The 19843-nt window shown below is 50.0% G+C and carries 22 protein-coding genes and 1 other annotated feature; of the genes, 16 read left to right on the forward strand and 6 right to left on the reverse strand.

Annotated features, from left to right (window positions below):
• The first annotated feature begins 348 nt into the window (after window positions 1-348).
• The 6 genes from JK211_RS01035 to spy all read left to right on the forward strand — a co-directional run bounded on the left by JK211_RS01035 (window position 349) and on the right by spy (window position 7121).
• The gene (locus tag JK211_RS01035; protein ID WP_212706817.1) at window positions 349-1566 is read left to right on the forward strand and encodes a bifunctional succinylornithine transaminase/acetylornithine transaminase; all 1218 of its coding nucleotides are present in this window, start codon (window positions 349-351) and stop codon (window positions 1564-1566) included.
• On the forward strand, window positions 1566-2609 hold the full coding sequence (gene astA, locus JK211_RS01040) for an arginine N-succinyltransferase (protein WP_212706818.1): 1044 nt from the start codon (window positions 1566-1568) through the stop codon (window positions 2607-2609). The genes JK211_RS01035 and astA overlap by 1 nt, the downstream gene beginning before the upstream one ends.
• Entirely contained in the window at window positions 2593-4047 is a 1455-nt protein-coding gene (gene astD / locus JK211_RS01045; RefSeq protein ID WP_212706819.1) for a succinylglutamate-semialdehyde dehydrogenase, read from the forward strand. Before astA ends, astD begins: the two co-directional genes overlap by 17 nt.
• Window positions 4048-4062: 15 nt before the next feature.
• Window positions 4063-5397, forward strand: a complete 1335-nt coding sequence (gene astB / locus JK211_RS01050; RefSeq protein WP_249213736.1) for an N-succinylarginine dihydrolase — start codon at window positions 4063-4065, stop codon at window positions 5395-5397.
• A 27-nt stretch (window positions 5398-5424) separates the two neighbouring features.
• On the forward strand, window positions 5425-6408 hold the full coding sequence (gene astE / locus JK211_RS01055; RefSeq protein WP_212706969.1) for a succinylglutamate desuccinylase: 984 nt from the start codon (window positions 5425-5427) through the stop codon (window positions 6406-6408).
• A gap of 230 nt (window positions 6409-6638) precedes the next feature.
• The gene (gene spy / locus JK211_RS01060) at window positions 6639-7121 is read left to right on the forward strand and encodes an ATP-independent periplasmic protein-refolding chaperone Spy (protein WP_212706820.1); all 483 of its coding nucleotides are present in this window, start codon (window positions 6639-6641) and stop codon (window positions 7119-7121) included.
• 125 nt (window positions 7122-7246) lie between these two features.
• Here spy and nadE read toward each other — a convergent pair whose 3' ends face one another.
• Entirely contained in the window at window positions 7247-8074 is an 828-nt protein-coding gene (nadE, locus tag JK211_RS01065) for an ammonia-dependent NAD(+) synthetase (RefSeq protein ID WP_212706821.1), read from the reverse strand.
• A gap of 102 nt (window positions 8075-8176) precedes the next feature.
• Entirely contained in the window at window positions 8177-9376 is a 1200-nt protein-coding gene (locus JK211_RS01070; RefSeq protein ID WP_212706822.1) for a multidrug effflux MFS transporter, read from the reverse strand.
• Between the two features lie 251 nt (window positions 9377-9627).
• On the opposite strand from JK211_RS01070, the gene osmE reads away from it, so the two are divergent.
• Complete coding sequence (gene osmE, locus JK211_RS01075; protein ID WP_212706823.1) at window positions 9628-9966, forward strand: osmotically-inducible lipoprotein OsmE; 339 nt, start codon at window positions 9628-9630, stop codon at window positions 9964-9966.
• Between the two features lie 255 nt (window positions 9967-10221).
• Here osmE and JK211_RS01080 read toward each other — a convergent pair whose 3' ends face one another.
• Complete coding sequence (locus JK211_RS01080) at window positions 10222-10806, reverse strand: metal-dependent hydrolase (RefSeq protein WP_212706824.1); 585 nt, start codon at window positions 10804-10806, stop codon at window positions 10222-10224.
• A 157-nt stretch (window positions 10807-10963) separates the two neighbouring features.
• Window positions 10964-11638: a hexitol phosphatase HxpB gene (hxpB, locus tag JK211_RS01085; RefSeq protein ID WP_212706825.1), complete on the reverse strand. Its 675-nt coding sequence runs from the start codon at window positions 11636-11638 to the stop codon at window positions 10964-10966.
• A 168-nt stretch (window positions 11639-11806) separates the two neighbouring features.
• Between hxpB and JK211_RS01090 the strand changes: the two genes are divergently transcribed.
• Window positions 11807-12349 (forward strand): YniB family protein, encoded by a 543-nt coding sequence (locus JK211_RS01090; protein ID WP_212706826.1) that lies wholly within the window; start codon window positions 11807-11809, stop codon window positions 12347-12349.
• Window positions 12350-12352: 3 nt separating this feature from the next.
• On the opposite strand, the gene JK211_RS01095 is transcribed toward JK211_RS01090, so the two are convergent.
• Window positions 12353-13222, reverse strand: coding sequence for a fructosamine kinase family protein (locus tag JK211_RS01095; protein WP_212706827.1), 870 nt, complete (start codon window positions 13220-13222; stop codon window positions 12353-12355).
• 446 nt (window positions 13223-13668) lie between these two features.
• Between JK211_RS01095 and JK211_RS01100 the strand changes: the two genes are divergently transcribed.
• Window positions 13669-14430, forward strand: a complete 762-nt coding sequence (locus JK211_RS01100; RefSeq protein WP_212706828.1) for a YdiY family protein — start codon at window positions 13669-13671, stop codon at window positions 14428-14430.
• A 255-nt stretch (window positions 14431-14685) separates the two neighbouring features.
• Here the strand turns inward: JK211_RS01100 and JK211_RS01105 are convergent, their stop codons facing one another.
• Window positions 14686-14910, reverse strand: coding sequence for a hypothetical protein (locus JK211_RS01105; protein WP_212706829.1), 225 nt, complete (start codon window positions 14908-14910; stop codon window positions 14686-14688).
• Window positions 14911-15065: 155 nt separating this feature from the next.
• Here JK211_RS01105 and JK211_RS16980 point away from each other — a divergent pair, with 155 nt between their 5' ends.
• The 7 genes from JK211_RS16980 (at window position 15066) to pheS (ending at window position 19839) form a co-directional block, all read left to right on the forward strand.
• The gene (locus JK211_RS16980) at window positions 15066-15200 is read left to right on the forward strand and encodes a hypothetical protein (protein ID WP_256441120.1); all 135 of its coding nucleotides are present in this window, start codon (window positions 15066-15068) and stop codon (window positions 15198-15200) included.
• 169 nt (window positions 15201-15369) lie between these two features.
• Complete coding sequence (gene thrS / locus JK211_RS01110; RefSeq protein ID WP_212706830.1) at window positions 15370-17298, forward strand: threonine--tRNA ligase; 1929 nt, start codon at window positions 15370-15372, stop codon at window positions 17296-17298.
• A 3-nt stretch (window positions 17299-17301) separates the two neighbouring features.
• Window positions 17302-17844, forward strand: a complete 543-nt coding sequence (gene infC, locus JK211_RS01115) for a translation initiation factor IF-3 (RefSeq protein WP_212706970.1) — start codon at window positions 17302-17304, stop codon at window positions 17842-17844.
• Between the two features lie 98 nt (window positions 17845-17942).
• Window positions 17943-18140, forward strand: coding sequence for a 50S ribosomal protein L35 (gene rpmI, locus JK211_RS01120; RefSeq protein WP_212706831.1), 198 nt, complete (start codon window positions 17943-17945; stop codon window positions 18138-18140).
• Window positions 18141-18182: 42 nt separating this feature from the next.
• Window positions 18183-18539: a 50S ribosomal protein L20 gene (gene rplT, locus JK211_RS01125; protein WP_038020526.1), complete on the forward strand. Its 357-nt coding sequence runs from the start codon at window positions 18183-18185 to the stop codon at window positions 18537-18539.
• Between the two features lie 118 nt (window positions 18540-18657).
• Window positions 18658-18783: a sequence feature (Phe leader region), on the forward strand.
• Window positions 18664-18708 carry a pheST operon leader peptide PheM gene (pheM, locus tag JK211_RS01130; RefSeq protein WP_152537847.1) on the forward strand — a complete coding sequence of 15 codons (45 nt, stop codon included), beginning with the start codon at window positions 18664-18666 and terminating at the stop codon, window positions 18706-18708. Its footprint overlaps the feature before it by 45 nt.
• 72 nt (window positions 18784-18855) lie before the next feature.
• A complete protein-coding gene (pheS, locus tag JK211_RS01135) occupies window positions 18856-19839 on the forward strand; it encodes a phenylalanine--tRNA ligase subunit alpha (protein ID WP_212706832.1) in 984 nt (327 codons plus the stop codon).
• Window positions 19840-19843 lie beyond the last annotated feature (4 nt).

Raw genomic sequence — 19843 nt, forward strand, 5'->3', positions numbered from 1 at the left:
TCATAAGGGCGGATAATTGCACCTGTATGGGGCGTTTTTATGACGGATAAAGGCGGCTACCTGTTCATGATCACAAAACTGAAACTTTTCTTTAGTTTTGCATAAATCTTCTGTTTTAGTTCAGAGAGATACTGAATCGCCTGGTGATTATTCACTATTTATTCATTTATTGTGAATACTTCTAGCTCATAAGTCGTTGATTTATTTTGTCATGTGTAATTTTATGCACTTTTTCCTTTTTACTGGCACGTTAACTGCAATTTACAGTCTCTGCCAGTCAGGCTGTGCATCGATAGTTTAAAAAATAATATTCACATCACAACACAACAAAATAGATCAGAGGTTGTTATGCCACAGGCCATCACCCGTCAGAATTTTGACCAATGGATGCTTCCGGTTTATGCGCCGGCAGACTTTATTCCGGTCAGGGCTAAAGGTTCGCGTTTATGGGACCAGCAGGATAAAGAATATATCGATTTTGCCGGAGGAATTGCGGTCAATGCCCTCGGCCATTGTCATCCGCAATTGCAACAGGTATTGATCGAACAGTCTGCCAGACTCTGGCACACAGGAAATGGGTATACCAATGAACCGATCCTCGGTGTGGCGAAACAACTGACAGAAGCAACCTTTGCAGACCGGGTTTTTTTCTGTAATTCCGGTGCTGAAGCCAATGAAGCTGCACTGAAACTGGCCCGTAAATATGCGCATGATCAGGGTAACCCGCAAAAACGCGGTATTGTTGCCTTTAAAAATGCATTTCATGGCAGAACATTATTTACGGTAACTGCAGGGGGACAGCCGGCCTATTCGGCAGATTTTGCCCCCTTACCGCCTGATATCAGTCATGCCCGGTTCAACGATATTGAATCTGCCCGTGCTGCCATTAACTCCCATACCTGTGCAGTGATAGTAGAACCTGTACAGGGAGAAGGCGGAGTTATTCCTGCCAGTGCCGGTTTTTTGCAGGCACTGCGTGAATTATGCGATCAGCATGGAGCTTTGCTGATTTTCGATGAAGTACAAACCGGTGTTGGCCGGACCGGCGCATTATACGCTTACATGAAGTACGGGGTGGAACCGGATGTAATGACTACCGCTAAAGCGCTGGGCGGTGGTTTTCCGATAGGTGCGATGCTGGCAAAAGAGCATTGTGCCAGAGTGATGACTGTCGGCACCCACGGCACAACTTACGGGGGGAACCCTCTGGCCGGGGCGATTGCCGGGAAAGTATTGTCACTGATTAATACTCCCGAAACCCTGGCAGGAGTGAGCGAGCGTGAACAATACTTCCGTCGCGGACTGGCCGATATTATGCAGCGGTTACCGGTCTTCAGCGAAGTCCGTGGTGAAGGACTGTTGATTGGTTGTCAGTTAACTGAACGTTTACAGGGAAAAGCGAAGGCGATAAGCCTGGCAGCGGCACGGCAGGGAGTGATGGTATTAATTGCCGGGGCCAGTGTTATACGTTTTGCACCGGCATTAAATATTCCGTTTGCTGATATTGATGAAGGGCTGAACCGTCTGGCACAGGCGCTGCACGCCGTTGTACAGGAGGCCGGATAATGTCGGTAATCCGTCCTGTATGCCATAACGATTTAGCCGGACTGATGGCCCTGGCGGCTAAAACTGGCGGGGGGTTAACTTCCCTTCCTGAAGATGAACAGACCCTTTCCGAACGTATTGATCGTTCGATAAAAACCTGGCGCGGAGAATGTCCGAAATCACAGCAGGGTTATGTGTTTGTGCTTGAATTACCCGACAGCGGGCAGATTGCCGGAATCTGTGCCATTGAAGTCGCGGTCGGGCTGGAAGAGCCCTGGTATAACTTTCGCGTGGGTTCTCAGGTACATGCTTCACGGCAACTGGATGTCTATAACCATCTGGCGACATTATCACTAAGCAATGACCATACGGGTGTCAGTGAGCTTTGTACTCTGTTCCTTGATCCTGACTGTCGCGGTAATAAAAATGGTCAGCTATTGTCTAAATCACGGCTGCTGTTTCTGGCCAGTTTTCGCCAGCATTTTTCGAGCCATGTGGTTGCAGAAATGCGTGGTGTCAGCGACCGGCAACAGGAGTCACCGTTCTGGAACAGTGTCGGAAAACACTTTTTTTCGATGGACTTTGGCAGAGCTGATTTTCTCAGCGGTACCGGACATAAGGCGTTTATCGCTGAACTGATGCCTAAGCATCCTTTGTATGCCCATTATCTGACCGGGGAGGCTCAGGACGTTATCGGCCAGGTACACCCTGATACGGCGCCGGCCAGAGCTTTACTTGAGTCTGAGGGCTTCCGTTACCGAAATTATATCGATATTTTCGATGGCGGGCCGACTCTGGAGTGTGAACTGGCGCAGATCCGCGCTGTCCGTCACAGCCGTCTGGTCAGTGCTGAAATCGGGTCGCCGCCGGAGAATGCTCCGTTATGCCTGGTGGCCAGTCAGAATTATCATGATTTCAGAACCCTGCTGACACCTGCCGATCCGCGCACCGGTCATGTGTATTTAACCGCCGACCGTGCCGCACACCTGCAGGCCGATGCCGGTGATATGTTACGTATTGTTACACTCAGCCCAAAGGACAGTTCAGATGACGTTATTAATTAATGGCCAGTGGCTGCAGGGCAAAGGACCTGAGCTGATCAAAAATGATCCGGTGAGCGGTCAGCGGATTTGGCAGAATAATACGGCGCAACAGGACGATGTTGCAGCCGCCTGTCAGGCAGCCGCATCTGCATTCCCGGCCTGGTCACGGCGCAGTTTTACTGACCGGCTGGCACTGGTCACCGCATTTGGCCAACTGTTAGCCGAAAACAAACCGCAACTGGCGGAGCTGATTAGCCGTGAAACAGGCAAGCCACGCTGGGAAGCGCTGACCGAAGTCAGATCAATGATTAATAAAATTGCCATATCTGAACAGTCCTGGCATCAGCGCACCGGTGAGTCACAGCAGGCAGACAGCAGCCTTCGCCACCGTCCCCATGGGGTGATGGCGGTATTCGGTCCCTATAATTTCCCCGGGCATCTGCCTAACGGACATATAGTTCCGGCGTTGCTGGCGGGGAATTGCGTGGTGTTTAAACCCAGTGAACTGACGCCGGCAACCGCGCAACTGACCACGGAACTCTGGCATAAAGCAGGCTTACCGGCGGGGGTGATTAATCTGGTGCAGGGCGGGCGGGAAACGGGACAGGCCTTACTGACAGATCCTGCTGTCAATGGTGTACTGTTCACCGGCAGTGCTGCGACCGGCTACCATATCCATCGTCAGTTTGCCGGCCGGCCGGAGATTATGCTGGCCCTGGAAATGGGCGGAAATAATGCACTGATTGTCGATGAACCACAGGAAATTGATGCAGCCGTCAACCTCACTCTCCAGTCGGCTTTTATCAGCGCCGGCCAGCGTTGTACTTGTGCGCGGCGTTTGCTGGTGAAACGCGGTGACGCCGGTGATCGTTTCCTGACTCGCCTGGCCGAAGTGGCGGCCAGGATTGAACCCGCGCCATGGGATAGCACCCCGGCTCCCTTTATGGGCAGCGTAATTTCGCAACAGGCTGCAGGGCATATCTGGCAGCACTGGCAGCAGCTTACCGCCGCAGGAGCCGATGTATTGCTGGAAATGCGCTGGCCGGACCGGGCCTCAGGATTGATCAGCCCGGGGATTATTGATATCACCGCTTTGCCGGAGCAACCGGATGAGGAAGTCTTCGGGCCGTTACTGAATGTGATTCGTTATGATGACTTTGACCAGGCAATAGCTATCGCTAACCGTACCCGCTATGGCCTTTCCTGTGGACTGATTTCTGAACAACGCGAGAAATTTGAACAACTGCTGACCGATGCCCGCGCCGGGATTGTTAACTGGAATAAACCCCTGACCGGAGCCGCCAGCAACGCACCGTTTGGCGGCATAGGTGCTTCCGGTAACCACCGGCCCGGGGCCTGGTATGCGGCGGACTATTGTGCCTGGCCGATGGCCTCAATGGAGAGTGCGCAACTCCGTCTGCCGGAGCAATTATCGCCCGGCCTCGATTTTTCACATTAATAAGCAGGTGCTCCTATGGAAATTCAGAAGGCAGAAGCCAATTTTGACGGTCTGACAGGCCTGACTCACCACTATGCCGGGCTCTCTTTTGGTAACGAAGCCTCGGCGCGTAACCGGTTTCAGCCATCAAATCCGTTAAACGCGGTAAAACAGGGGCTGGCGAAAATGAAAGCACTGGCCGATCAGGGCTTTATTCAGGGAGTGATCCCGCCCTTATCGCGGCCTAATCTTGCACTGTTGCGTCAGCTGGGGTTTACGGGCAATGATCCGCAGGTATTACAGAAAGCCCTGCAACAGGCTCCTGAGCTATTATCGGCCGCCTGTTCGGCGTCGTCGATGTGGGTGGCCAATGCAGCCACCGTTTCCCCCTCGGCGGATACCGCAGATCAACGGGTACACTTTACGGTTGCCAACCTCAATAATAAACTGCACCGCATGACAGAAGCGCCGGCCACCACCCGCCTGTTACGGGCAATCTTCCCTGACGATACATATTTCAAAGTACATCACGCTTTACCCCAGACTGCCTGTTTCGGGGATGAGGGTGCAGCCAATCATAACCGGCTATGTAATAAAGATGGTTCCTCACCGCTGGAGTTATTTGTTTATGGCCGTGATGAAAAACATCCGGACAGGGGACCGGTTCGTTACCCGGCGCGCCAGACCCTGCAGGCCAGTGAAGCCGTTGCCCGACTGCATCAGCTTGATCCGCGTCACACATTGTATGCGCAACAAAATCCTGCGGTGATCGACCAGGGGGTTTTCCATAACGATGTGATTGCGGTAAGCCATCGTGAAGTTCTGTTCTGTCATGAACAGGCATTTGTCGGACAGGCCGGTTTACTGGCAAAAATTCGTGAGCGGCTGGCGGACTTTACTCCGATAATTGTGCCGGAACAGCGGGTTTCGGTCAGAGATGCAGTCAATACCTACTTGTTTAACAGCCAGTTGCTTAGCTTTAACGATGGCAGCATGTCGCTGGTGTTACCTGCGGAAGCGGAAGCTCATCCCGGGGTGTGGCAATATCTTCAGCAGGTTGTGGCAGAAGATAACCCGATAACGGATTTGCAGATTTTCGATTTACGTGAAAGTATGCGCAACGGTGGCGGGCCTGCCTGTTTACGATTACGTGTGGCATTAACGGCCCGGCAATGTCAGGCGGTTAACCCGGCGGTACTGATGAACGATCAGCTGTTTGCGCAACTTAATGGCTGGGCAGAGAAGTATTACCGTGACAGACTGACGATCGATGACCTTGCTGACCCGCAATTACTGACCGAAAATAATCAGGCACTGGATGATTTAACGAAACTGTTAAAGCTTGGCAGTGTCTATGAATTCCAGTGTTAAGTTGATCTGAATGGAAAGAGCCGAATGATAACTGATTATCTGCAGCACCTGCTCTCCGGGCAATCGGGCGGAGAGGCTGAAGGAGAAAATGCATTTCTGCGCTGGCGGGAAAGGGGCGAGGGAATTATTGAACTGACGCCGGCGGGTGATGCTGCGGACGATATGCTGGTGGTTTCAGCGGGGATTCACGGTAATGAAACGGCCCCTGCAGAGATCCTTAACCAGATCCTTGGTGGATTACTGGCAGGGGAACGGCCACTTGCCAGCCGGTTACTGGTTATTTTTGGTAACCCTGCTGCCCTGAGGGCGGGGACACGTTTTACCGCCTATGACCTGAACCGGTTGTTCTCCAGCGGCTGGAAGACCATTGCTCCCTGCTATGAGTCACGGCGTGCCAGCCAGTTAGAGCTGGTATTACAGCAGTTTTTTGCCAGCGGCACGGCAGGGGCACGCTGCTGGCATCTGGATTTACATACGGCGATCCGCGGTTCGCTTTACCAGAAATTCGGGGTGTTACCGGTTAATTCTGAGCCCTGGCAGGAGAATTTTATTGACTGGCTGAACTGTGCCGGGGCTGAAGCACTGGTGTTTCATCGCTCGCCGGGCGGAACCTTTAGCCATTTCAGCTGCAATTCACTGTCGGCTCAGAGTTGTACCCTGGAGCTCGGTAAAGCTTTACCCTTCGGTAAAAATCAGTTATCAGATTTTGAACAAACCCGTGACGCCCTGATGGCGTTAATTTGCGGGGACTGTCCGCTGCCTGCCCGGCCGGTAAAACCGGCCGTTCGCTTCCGTGTGGCACAGCAGATAACCCGGTTAAGTGATGAGTTTTGCTTGCATATGTCTGATTCAACACTTAATTTCACGCAATTTCCTGCCGGAACCTTACTGGCCGAAGATGGTGAACAGCAATATCTGGTCGACAATGCCGGCGGCGAAAGGGTGCTGTTTCCGAACCCACGGGTGGCTGCCGGACTGCGGGCAGGTCTGATGCTGGTGGAAGAGAACTAACCTGCCTCTGACTGCAGGCCGGTATATTCTCCGGCCTGTTGCCGTCCGATCAGCGGTTTCTTAGCAATCTCTGATGACTTCATCCATTTTTTCTCCATGATCGTTGTCTTTTTAGCTTTTTTGTTTTCAGTGATTTACCCAGTTACTGAATAATTGACGTTGTTAGCGCTAGACTTTATCTCAGCGGCGACCTGTTGGTCAGATATATAAAAACTGTTAAGGATAAAACTATGCGTAAACTCACTTCACTGATTCTGGCTTCATCTCTGGCTTTAGGAGCAGCCTCTGTTGTTCATGCGGAAGCTGAGAACCTGACACCACCACCGTCAGCACAGCATAAATGCCCGTGTCGCGGGGAAGGCGAAGGACCAATGATGTTTAAAGGCCTGAACCTGACAGATGCGCAGAAGCAACAGATACGCGATATTATGAAAGCCGGTCATCAGCAGATGAAACGTCCATCGGTTGAACAACGCCGGGCGGTTCATTCAATTATTGCTTCTGACAGTTTCGACCGCAGTAAAGCGGAAGCTGAGGCAGCTCAGATGACGGCAAGTGCGAAAGACAACGCATTGCAGCGCCTGGAAACTGACAATAAGCTGTATAATGTCCTGACGGCTGATCAGAAAAAACAATACAATGCGAATGTTGAAAAGCGTCTGACGGAAAAGCCGGAAATGGGCGGGCGTCATCAGCCCCGCAACCCGGGCTAATATGCTGACCTGAATGTATTTTGTGAGACCGCCGTTGTGACTGATGACAGGTATTATCGTCAGCCACAACGGCGGTTTTTCGTGCTATGCCACAGCCGGAGGCTAGGGCATATTACAGGGAATAACTATTTTTTCCAGAAATCATCAAAGACCGTAATCGGTGGCTGACGTTTATGTTCAGTTTTCAGATACCAGCCTTCGATAATTTTTGCTGCATTCGGATCGATACTCTGACCTTCCAGATAATCGTCAATCTGCTGATAAGTGACACCCAGAGCCACTTCATCCTGTAACCCGGGACGACCGTCTTCAAGGTCAGCCGTGGGGTGTTTCAGGTATAAATGTTCCGGACAACCCAGCTGTTTCAGCAGCTGCTTACCCTGGCGTTTATTCAGGCGAAACAGTGGATTAAGATCGGTGCCACCATCGCCATATTTGGTAAAGAAACCGGTGACGGCCTCTGCGGCATGGTCTGTGCCGACCACCACCCCGGCAGTCATACCGGCGATACTGTACTGTGCTTTCATGCGCTCGCGGGCTTTTTCATTCCCCCGGACAAAGTCTGACAGGGTGATCCCTGCGTCTTTTAAGGCATTTTCACTGGCGAGGACGGCTGGTTTTATATTAACGGTCAGGGTCCGGTCGGGCTGGATAAATGCCAGGGCATCCTGACAATCCTGTTCATCGGCCTGGTTGCCGTAGGGCAGGCGTACTGCGATAAAGGTGTAATCGTTATTACCGCTTTCTTCACGCAGTTCTGCAATTGCGGTCTGGCAAAGTTTTCCGGTCAGTGTGGAGTCTTGCCCGCCACTGATCCCCAGCACCAGGCTTTTCAGCTGCGGATAAGTTTTCAGGTAGGATTTCAGAAACTCTGTGCTGGTACGGATTTCCTGCTGCACATCAATCACCGGCCTGACACCCAGTGCGCGGATAATTTCCTGTTGTAATGCCATACAAGTTTTCCTCAGCTCTATGGCGGCCTGTCAGGCCGCAGTGTCATACGTATTATCAGATAATCCGGCGCTGCACGATAACTCCTGGCAGCGGCGGGCCCATTATTTTCTCTGCAGGGTCAGCGGTTTTTTTGCGACAAAAGTAAACATCAGAATTGCCAGCATAAAACAACCGAAGATGGTTGCGGTCATACTAAACACCGATGTTCCGCCGAGGCCGGTGACCGGCACGCTCAGTGAACCCAGGGTAAACATTGTGACGCCAATGACTGCCGAGGCGCTGCCGGCACGTTTTCCCTGACTCTGCATTGCCAGTGAAGACGCGGTGGTGGAGATAACCGCATTGCTGGAAATACTGAAGAACAGGGCAGTCAGCACGACGGCTAATGGTGCATGACTGATTCCGGCAATTAACAGGCCGGAAGAAGCGACAAATGCCAGTATGAGTCCGCCTTTAAGGACATTATATTCGCCGAAATAAGGACTCAGCCGTGCACTGGTCTGAGAAGCAATAATCAGCCCCAGACCATTCAGGGCAAAGCACAGGCTGAAAGTCTGGGGCGACATACCGTAAATTTGCTGAAGCACAAACGGCGAAGCGCCGATATAGGCAAACATACCGGCCATCATAAAGCCCTGTGTCAGACAGAATCCCATAAACGAGCGATGGGTCACCACTTTTCCCAGTGCAGCCCAGGCAGAGAGTATTGACCCTTTGCTGCGGTGTTCATGGGCCAGGGATTCATTAATACCCAGCCGCGAGAGAATAAATAACAGTATGGATATTCCTGCCAGCACCAGGAATATCCCACGCCAGTTCATGATCCCCATCAGCGCGCCTCCGATAACCGGCGCTGCAATCGGGGCTACGCCATTGACCAGCATCAGTAAGGCAAAGAAGCGTGTCAGTTCGTGACCACTGTACATATCACGGGCTATTGCCCGTGACAACACGGCGCCTCCGGCTCCGCCAAGCCCCTGGAAGAATCTGGCAACCAGTAACTGGTCGATGTTCTGTGCCAGTGAACAGACAACAGAGGCAATAAACAATACCAGTAATGATAAGGCCAGCGGGCCTTTACGTCCGTATTTGTCGCTCATCGGACCGAACAGTAACTGGCCGATACCCAGTCCCAGTAAACCTGCGGTCAGACTGAGCTGTGCGACTGCTGTCGTCACATTCAGGGAACCGGACAATTGCGGGAGTGCCGGAAGATAGAGGTCGATACATAAAGGGCCAAGACCGGCCATCAGGCCGAGTGTTATGGCGAAAGCAATGCGATGGGGGGGAGCTTTGGACATTTTTCCTCTGAGTATAAAATAACCAGCGATAATTACGTGAGTTATAAGTATGAAATATAATATGTTTATATAACCGGGGCATCAGATGCAAAATGCCCTGGCAGGATACAGGGTGAGAATATCGGTTTATAAATCATCCGTCCATGCTGACCATTTGTTTTATCACTATCAGAGATGACGCTCCGCAGCTGTCTGCCGGTGAAAGCCTCTGATATATGTTGTTGTGCATAACCATTACAGTGAGGTAAATAATGCGTAAAATCACCGGGTTTATGGCTGCCGGACTGGCGCTGGCGGTACTTTCTGGTTGCAGTAGCTATCATCAGGCTGAAAGCTATGTCACCAAACCTGTGGTTAAAGATGTGAAAAAAGGGATGACCCGCGAGCAGGTTCGTCAGATTGGCGGTCGTCCGGTTTCGGAAATTACCATGATCCATGCACGAGGTACCTGCGAAACCTACATCATTGGCGAAGACAATGGAAAACCACTTACCTATTTCGTCAGTTTCAATGATACCGGGCATGTGATGAACTATGGTTTCCAGAGTTGTGCAGAGTATGATACTGATCCGCAGGCCCCGCAGCGCTAGATAGCGGAGTCTGTGTATAGCGACTATCTTCAGGCCAGCCTTGCTGGCCTTTCAGACGTCGGCCCGGCAGGACGGAGAGCGTGGGTATACAGGCCGCCCGGCAGAAGCCAGCGCACTGTCGGATAAAAACTCAGATCTCTGCCGCCGTTTTTACTCCGATGGCACGATTTAGTCTGTTCTGAACCGTCTGCTGATAGCCGGGTCATGATAACTGCAGTCTGCCGGAGACCCGCCAGTATAATGACCGGAAGAACATTACTGACGAGGGCTGATCAGCTGTTTTTGCCAGCTAACGGCGGTGGAATATAGCTGGCGTCCGGTGGCGGTAAAAAACTGCTTAGTCAGTTGCCCCGGCAAACAAACGGCACACATCACCAGCGTGACACAAAATAATCGTTCCAGCTGGTTACTTTTTTGTGGCTGTAAAATAGGAAAACGGAATCGCCAGCGGCAGGGCCACAACAACGGTACTCCGGCAGGCGTCAGCATATCTGCAACAATATGGCTCAGGTAGCCCAGAACCATACCTTGCATCACATCTGCGGGCAGCCACATCGCCGCCGGGAGTTTGACCCACAATAACCATAGGCCGGCCCCGATAGCGATTAAACTGTGAGTAAAACCACGATGGCCGAACATTCGGGCAATAGGCTTTGATATCCAGCGGAACCGTTGTCCGAGTACTGAGCTCGGATGGTCAATGTCGGGCAACAGACATGTGAGTATGGTCGCCGAAATTAAATGCCACCAGTCGGCATTTGCTATCACCGGCGTCAGTTCACTGCGCTTGGCAATGATGGCACTGGCTAATGCAAAAAGAATGTGGCCTTCGGCCGTCATGAGATACCCTGCAACTACCTTAAACTGTCAATGCATACAGTATAGGTATTTATACAGTTAATGTATATGTGACGGTGTAACAATTAATAACTATATACTGAAAAAACAACATCAGACAGAGCCTGTCGGGAGAGTACCTCTCCCGGCAGAGTATTTTTTAGTCGCTGATACCCAGTAACGCCGGGTTGAGTTCCCGCAGAGAGTTCAGGCGGGCGTTAGCCAGACTCCAGACCGGCTGTGCGGCCTCGTTGGCAGCAGGCACTACCAGAACCCGCATTCTGGCAGCTTTGGCGGCTACCATTCCGTTAAGTGAATCTTCGAGAGCAACACAGTGCAGGGGATCCACATTGAGTTCACTGGCCGCATTCAGGTAAACCTGAGGGTGAGGTTTACTGTAGGGTAATTTTTCTGCTGAAACGACCACCTGAAAAAAATCACGCAGTGAGAACAGTTCCAGCACCATTTCTATCAGGTTAAGGGGAGATGCGGACGCCAGGCCAATTTTTAGCCGATTATCACGGCACAGCGTTAATGCTTCGCGAACCCCCGGCATCAGAGGTTGTTGTTCCTGTATCAGCTGAACCACCCGGGCGAAGATTTGTGCGGTGATTTGTCCGGCAGAAAGGTGCCGGACATGGCAGGCCTCAAACCACATGGCGACGACCTGATCAATACGCAGGCCAGTGGTTTCCGGAAAACTATTCCGCAGGCTGATATCCAGTCCGGCGGCAGAAAATACCTCCAGTTCAGCCTGATGCCAGAACGGCTCAGAATTTATCAGCAGTCCGTCCATATCAAAAATTGCTGCTTTCACCGGGCGATGATAAGCCATAAACCCTCCATTAATGGTTACATCAGGGCTCAGAGCCCACACAACATAAATGAAAGTTGTACGGTCTGAGAAAAAACATTCCGCGACAGCTATTGTAACAGCATAAAACAGGAAAAATAGTCAGGTCGCAGGTAGACTTGTAACACGAAACCCGCTTCAGGAGAGAGCATGAATTACCAACAGATTGGCCGGATTGCGATAGCCAAAAAAATTGCCGGCTGGGTACTGTTTATTCCGGCTACCCTATCGACAGTCATATCGTTTCTTAATTTTCTGTTTATTCATAGTGACAAACAGCCCGGGATTGATTCTGTATTATCTGACTTTCTGCATGTGATGATTGACATGACGAAGTTTAATACCCATTTTCTGGATCTGTTCTGGAATAACTCACCGGTACCTGAGTTCCGCACTCAGAATAATGTTTTATTCTGGATTATCTACGGGGTGATTTTTATCGGGCTGGCTTTACAGGATTCAGGCGCCAGGATGTGGCGTCAGTCGCGGTTCCTCAAAGAAAATATTGAAGATCAGCTAATTATTGAACAAGCCAAAGGAGATGGCGGGCTGACTCGTCAGCAACTGACTGACAGACTTCAGGCCGGTAATCATACGGTTTTCCGGCAGTATTTCTCGCTGTATATTTTGCCGGTGATCATCATTGTGATTGGTTACGTCTTGCTGAGATTAACCGGCTTGCTATACGTCTGAGTATTATCCGTATTTGCGCACCAGTTGATTAATTGTCTGCTGCGCCTCTGCCTGCCAGTGTCCGCCAAACGCACAGGCTCTGTTTAACAGATAGTAGAGCCTGTATGCCGGTTGCCGTTCGCGGTAACCGGCGGGTAGCGGGCTGACGGCCTGATAGCTGTCGAGCAGGGCGCTGCTCAGGAGATTATCTGGCTGCCACAAGGCCAGGTCGCACTCCCTGTCTCCCCAGTAACAAGCAGGATTAAACAGCCAGGGGCTGTCATGGCTTTCGGCACAATGGCCTGGCCAGAGATCGCCATGCAACAGTGAAGGTGACGGATGGTGGTGTTCAAGGCAGCGGTTTATACACTGAATTATTTGCTCTGTGTTGCCGAAAGACAGCTGTTTCTCGGCTGCTATCTGCAACTGCCAGCCAATTCGCTGCTCAGAGAAAAACAGTGACCAGCGATGTTGCCAGTTATTAGGCTGAGGTGACAGTGTCACAGAGTTATCAAAATCGAGACCAAATTTTGGTTGCTCATTCCACTGATGTAGCTGTGCAAGCTGCCGGCCAAGCACAGATGCTGTGTCTGCGGACAAGGGGGCCGGAGGAAGGTATTCAAGAATAAGGAAACTGTGATGGCGGGAAGTGCCGGTACCGTAAACCCGCGGAACCTTAACACAACCTGTTCTGGCCAGAAGTGCCAGCTGGTCGGCCTCTTCGATAAACCTCGGTAACATTGTACGGTGGTTAGACTTAATAAAAAAATGTTTATCACCGCAAATCAGTTGCCATGACTGGTTTACTTCGCCACCATGGCATTGATGATAATAAGAAATTCCTTCTAAATCAGGCTGCTGCTCTTCTAATAGCCGGGTAATTGCTGACCACATGGTGTTGTCCTCATTTGCCGCTGCATGGTTAAATTGTAACCTGTAGTTCCGGTGGAATACCAGCCGCAAAAAGCGCCTGTGCTAAAAAAAACAACCAAATAATCACTTTTTTCGGCTGATTGCTGTTACGGCGCAATGAAAAAGAAGTGCTGATTACGGGAGCGCTAATTCTCCGGAAGACACAAAATTAACGCAGTATTTACCCGTGAAATATTTTGAAACATTCTGGCCGCTATTTTATGTAATTTCTCTTTCTATTTTTTTTTTCGGGCATATGATACGCAGCGCTATTCAGATTGATCTGAATAACGCTGCGGTCTGGTGCTTTTTTTTGACATTCAATGTCAACTAATGTTTTTTTACAAACTGAGGGTAAATGGCATTAACTGCTGTTTAAAGTACACATTCTTAGTATTTAACAACGTCGTCGGTACAGGTCTTATTTAATGAAAGCGTTTAATAAAATTGCAGCAGCGTTACTGCTTACTGCCGGATCCATTGCTCAGCAGGCTTATGCGGATAACTCAGTATTTACCTCCATGGATGATCCATCTACCGCTAAATCACCTTTTGTCGGTACCGCTTCGGCAGGGTATCTGGCCCAGTCAGGAAACAGCTCCAGCTCATCACTGACTGCACAGACGAATATGACATGGTACCAGTCAGCGATGGCATACAGTTTATGGGGAAATGCATCGAATACTTCCTCAAATGACCAGCGCTCTTCAGAGACTTATACTATTGGCGGACGCAGCCGTTACAACCTGGATAGCAACAACTATCTGTTTGGTCAGGCAAGCTGGCTCAGTGACCGGTTTAATGGTTACCGCAGCCGCGATACGCTGGCGACCGGTTACGGACGGCAGATCCTGAATGGTCCGGTGCACTCTCTGCGTGCTGAATTCGGTCCGGGCGTACGTTACGATGAATATGAAGCTGGTGGGCATACCACCAAAGCCCTGGCTTATGGGGCTCTGAGTTACCAGTGGCAGCTGACAGATACAACGAAGTTTATTCAGGGTGTCTCTGCATTAAGTACGCTGGGCGATGATACTACCGTGAACTCAGAAACAGGCCTGCAGGTTGCTATCAACGAGAACTTTGCCCTGAAACTGGCTTATAACGTTACCTGGAATAATTCTCCGCCAGCATCAGCCCCGGATCACACGGATACTAAAACCAGTATCATGCTGACTTATAACATGTAATACCGCAGCCTGAGCTCGCTCAGTGCTAGCGGATGATTCAGGTTACCTGAATGACTGGCAGCGCCGGTATAAGTCACGGTTTGTTTCTCTGCCTGTTCTCTGTGTGGGACTGACAAGCGATAGCTATGGCTAACGGGAATATTGTTACCGACGGCAAGCGCACTAAGCCGAATAATGACAGGTCCGGGAAAGTCCCGGCCCTGTTGTTTCAGCGCGGAAAGCACTGAATATGGTGTGGTTGCGGGGGGCAGGTCATTAACCGTTTTGTTGTTTCTGCCCGGCGGCTTTTTCCGCTGCTGCTTTTTTCGCCATATGGTGGCCGATAAAACAACCGGCAACGGCACCGGCAAATGCATGGTGATGTGCGGCGTGTCCGGCAACGCCACCGATCACAGCGCCTTTAATGCAACCGGCAGCCATTGCGGCCTGGGATACAACTAATGTACTGGCCAGTGCCAGTGTGACAATATATCTTTTCATTTAATGACTCTCCTGCAATAACTCAGCGCAGACTATCATCAGGCTATTTTACCTCAATCGGTTATTTATTAATTTCATAGAGTAATTGTTTCAGAACGGTAAGTTTGTAACGGCCGGATATGTCTGTTGCATAACTGTAATCAGAATCTGTCCGGATGAGCAGGGTGCGACAGGCAGTAGAAAAAGTGAGCAGCGCTGTCGGGGTGAAGATTATTTGTCCGTTTGGCCGGAAAATCGCCCGGCCATGGGTTCCGCGTCTTTCCGTGGCTGTTATTAACATGTACCATTAACAATGTTGCGCCTTTACAAAACAGACAGTGTTTTTACGCTCTGTACCTGTTTATATACCAGACTGGGGAAGATATCAGTTTGATATTGCACAACTCACTGAATTCAAATACAAATCAATATTTGCATGTAGCCTTTGGTGTGGGTTACCACTGCAATTAAGGATATGAAATGCCAGTTATTACTCTTCCTGACGGAAGTCAGCGTTCTTATGACCATGCGGTCAGTGTTATGGATATTGCTCAGGATATCGGTCCGGGCCTGGCGAAAGCCTGTATTGCCGGCCGGGTCAACGGTGAATTAGTCGATGCTGTCGACCCTATCACCGACGACGCCGCAGTGGCGATCATTACGGCTAAAGAGGATGCCGGAATCGAGATCATTCGTCACTCCTGTGCTCACCTGTTAGGGCATGCCATTAAACAACTGTGGCCTGATACCAAAATGGCGATCGGTCCGGTGATTGACCACGGTTTCTACTACGATGTAGACATGGATCATACCCTGACCCGGGAAGACCTTGAGTTGCTCGAAAAGCGGATGCATCAGCTGGCTGAAACCAACTACAATGTTATAAAAAATAAGGTCAGCTGGCAGGAAGCACGTGATACTTTTGAAGCACGCGGAGAAGCTTATAAAATTGCTATTCTTGATGAAAACATCAGCCATGACGATCGTCCCGGCTTATACCATCATGAAGAATACGTAGATATGTGTCGTGGTCCGCATGTCCCGAACATGCGTTTCTGCCATCATTTCCGGTTGCAAAAAACGGCCGGTGCATACTGGCGAGGCGACAGCAACAACAAAATGTTGCAGCGTATTTACGGAACGGCCTGGGCAGATAAAAAGCAGCTGGCGGCTTATCTGAAACGTCTGGAAGAAGCGGCAAAACGCGATCACCGTAAAATCGGTAAACAGCTGGATTTGTATCATATGCAGGAAGAAGCACCGGGTATGGTGTTCTGGCATAATGATGGCTGGACAGTGTTCCGTGAACTGGAAGTGTTTGTCCGTACCAAGCTGAAAGAATACCAGTACCAGGAAGTGAAGGGTCCTTTTATGATGGACCGTGTGCTGTGGGAAAAAACCGGTCACTGGGATAACTATAAAGAAGCTATGTTCACGACTTCTTCTGAGAATCGTGAATACTGCATTAAACCAATGAACTGCCCGGGCCACGTGCAAATCTTTAACCAGGGTCTGAAGTCTTACCGTGATTTGCCTCTGCGCATGGCAGAATTTGGCAGTTGCCACCGTAATGAACCGTCAGGGGCATTACATGGTCTGATGCGTGTCCGTGGCTTCACCCAGGATGATGCGCACATTTTCTGTACCGAAGATCAGATTCTGGATGAAGTGAACAGCTGTATCCGGATGATTTATGATATGTACGGCACTTTTGGTTTTGCGAAGATTGTTGTTAAACTGTCAACCCGTCCGGAAAAACGTATCGGCAGCGAGGATTTATGGGATCGCGCCGAACAGAATCTGGCCGAAGCACTGACCGCAAATAATATCGAATTCGAATATCAGCCAGGTGAAGGGGCATTTTATGGCCCTAAAATTGAATTTACCTTATATGATTGTCTGGATCGTGCGTGGCAGTGTGGTACAGTACAGCTCGACTTCTCTCTGCCAGGTCGTCTGGATGCGACTTATGTGGGTGAGAACAATGAACGTCAGACGCCGGTAATGATTCACCGTGCGATTCTGGGCTCAATGGAACGCTTTATCGGTATTCTGACTGAAGAATATGCCGGTTTCTTCCCGACCTGGCTGGCACCATTACAGGTTGTGTTGATGAATATTACCGACAGCCAGGCAGATTATGTCAACGAATTAACCCAAAAATTACAAAAAGCGGGTATTCGGGTAAAAGCGGACTTGAGAAACGAGAAGATAGGCTTTAAAATTCGTGAACACACATTACGTCGTGTCCCCTATATGTTAGTCTGCGGTGAAAAAGAAGTGGAAGCCGGTAAAGTAGCCGTGCGTACCCGCCGTGGTGTAGACTTAGGTTCTATGGACGTCGATGTATTTATAGATAAGCTGCAGCAAGAAATTCGCAGCAGACATCTTCATCAATTGGAGGAGTAAGGTATTAAAGGCGGAAAAAGAGTACAACCAACACGTCCGAACCGTATCAACGGCGAAATCCGTGCCACAGAGGTACGTCTGACGGGTGTTGACGGTGAGCAGCTAGGCATTGTCAGCCTGCGCGAAGCTTTAGAAAAATCTGAAGAAGCAGGCGTGGATTTAGTTGAAATCAGCCCTAACGCCGAGCCGCCGGTTTGCCGCATTATGGATTACGGCAAATTCCTCTATGAAAAGAGCAAATCTTCTAAGGAACAGAAGAAAAAGCAAAAAATTGTCCAGGTTAAGGAAATTAAATTCCGTCCTGGTACAGATGAAGGCGACTATCAGGTCAAACTACGCAACCTGATTCGTTTTCTTGAAGAGGGCGATAAAGCCAAAATCACACTGCGTTTTCGTGGTCGTGAAATGGCGCACCAGCAGATTGGTATGGAAGTGCTTAACCGCGTGAAAGAAGATCTGTCTGAACTGGCGGTTGTTGAATCCTTTCCTACAAGGATTGAAGGCCGTCAGATGATCATGGTGCTCGCACCTAAGAAGAAGCAGTAGGCTTTCAAGTAATATTCCCATTCTGCCGGTAACGGCAGAACGGGAATGTTCGCCTGCTGGTTCATTTTATTAACAATGCGAAGTGGATATTTTAAAAAATGCCAAAGATTAAAACTGTACGTGGAGCGGCTAAACGCTTCAAGAAGACCGCTTCTGGCGGCTTCAAGCGTAAACGCGCTAACCTGCGTCATATTCTGACCAAAAAGTCTACTAAGCGTAAACGTCACCTGCGCCCTAAAGGCCTGGTATCTAAAGGCGATCTGGGTCTGGTTATTGCCTGCCTGCCGTACGCATAAGTAAACTTTTTTTCTCACAGAATATAAAACAGGAGAGCTATTATGGCTCGTGTAAAACGTGGTGTAATTGCCCGCGCACGTCACAAAAAAATCTTAAAACAAGCTAAAGGTTACTACGGTGCACGTTCACGTGTTTATCGTGTTGCCTTCCAGGCTGTTATCAAAGCTGGTCAGTACGCATACCGCGACCGTCGTCAACGTAAGCGTCAGTTCCGTCAGCTGTGGATTGCACGTATTAACGCTGCAGCCCGTCAGAATGGTCTGTCTTACAGCCGTTTCATCAATGGCCTGAAAAAAGCCTCAATTGAAATCGACCGTAAGATCCTGGCTGACATCGCAGTATTCGACAAAGTAGCTTTCGCTGCTTTAGTTGAAAAAGCGAAATCAGTTCTGGCATAAGTCAGATAAAAAAGGGAGCTTGCTCCCTTTTTTATTATGATATGTAAATGCTAACTGTTTGACTTTTATCTGTTATTATAACGTTTCTGACTACCAGCCTGACGGCTAAACAGGTAACCTGAATATGAATTCCGCTATTTTTCGCTTCTTTTTTTACTTTAGCACCTGAACCCGGGGGCTTGTGCGCAGCAGAAAAGAAACGAAAAATCGCGCTAAAAGCCTCCCTGGTGGAGGCTTTGTTATTTCTGGCGACCTATACCAGGGCTACGGTCCAAACAAGAACAGAACACCAGACTAACTGGAAGAAGAGGAAAACATGTCCCAACTCGCAGAATTAGTGGCCCGCGCAAGGGCTGCTATAGACGAGGCGACGGATATCGCCACCCTGGATGCTGTCCGCGTCGAATACCTGGGGAAAAAAGGCCATCTGACTCTGCAGATGACGACATTACGTGAATTACCGGCTGAGGAACGTCCTGCGGCCGGTGCGGTAATTAACGAAGCCAAACAACAGGTGCAGGAACAATTAACCCTGCGTAAACAGACGCTGGAAACCGCGGCGCTGAACGAACGACTGTCTGCTGAAACGATTGATGTTTCTCTGCCCGGGCGTCGTATAGAAAATGGCGGACTGCATCCGGTAACCCGAACCATCGATCGTATCGAACACTTTTTCGGTGAGCTGGGTTTTACCACCGTGACCGGCCCGGAAATTGAAGATGCGTATTATAACTTCGATGCCCTGAATATTCCCGGCCATCACCCGGCACGTGCTGACCATGATACCTTCTGGTTTGATGCACAACGCCTGCTGCGTACCCAGACATCAGGTATGCAGATCCGTACCCTGGAGAAAAATCAGCCACCGGTGCGTATTATTGTTCCCGGCCGTGTCTACCGTAATGATTATGATCAGACCCACACACCTATGTTCCACCAGATGGAAGGTCTGATTGTTGATAAAGACATCAGCTTTACCAATCTGAAAGGCACGCTACACGATTTCCTGAATAACTTCTTTGAGGAAGATCTGCAGGTCCGCTTCCGTCCTTCCTATTTCCCGTTCACTGAGCCGTCGGCTGAAGTTGATGTCATGGGCAAAAACGGCAAATGGCTTGAAGTTCTGGGCTGCGGAATGGTGCACCCGAATGTATTACGCAATGTCGGGATTGATCCGGAAGTGTATTCCGGTTTCGCTTTTGGTATGGGTATGGAACGTCTGACGATGCTGCGTTATGGCGTGACGGATTTACGTGCATTCTTCGAAAACGATCTGCGTTTTCTGAAACAGTTTAAATAAGGGC

Source organism: Tatumella sp. JGM130 (genome assembly GCF_018257525.1).
In the GTDB taxonomy this organism is placed as follows: Bacteria; Pseudomonadota; Gammaproteobacteria; order Enterobacterales; family Enterobacteriaceae; genus Tatumella; species Tatumella punctata.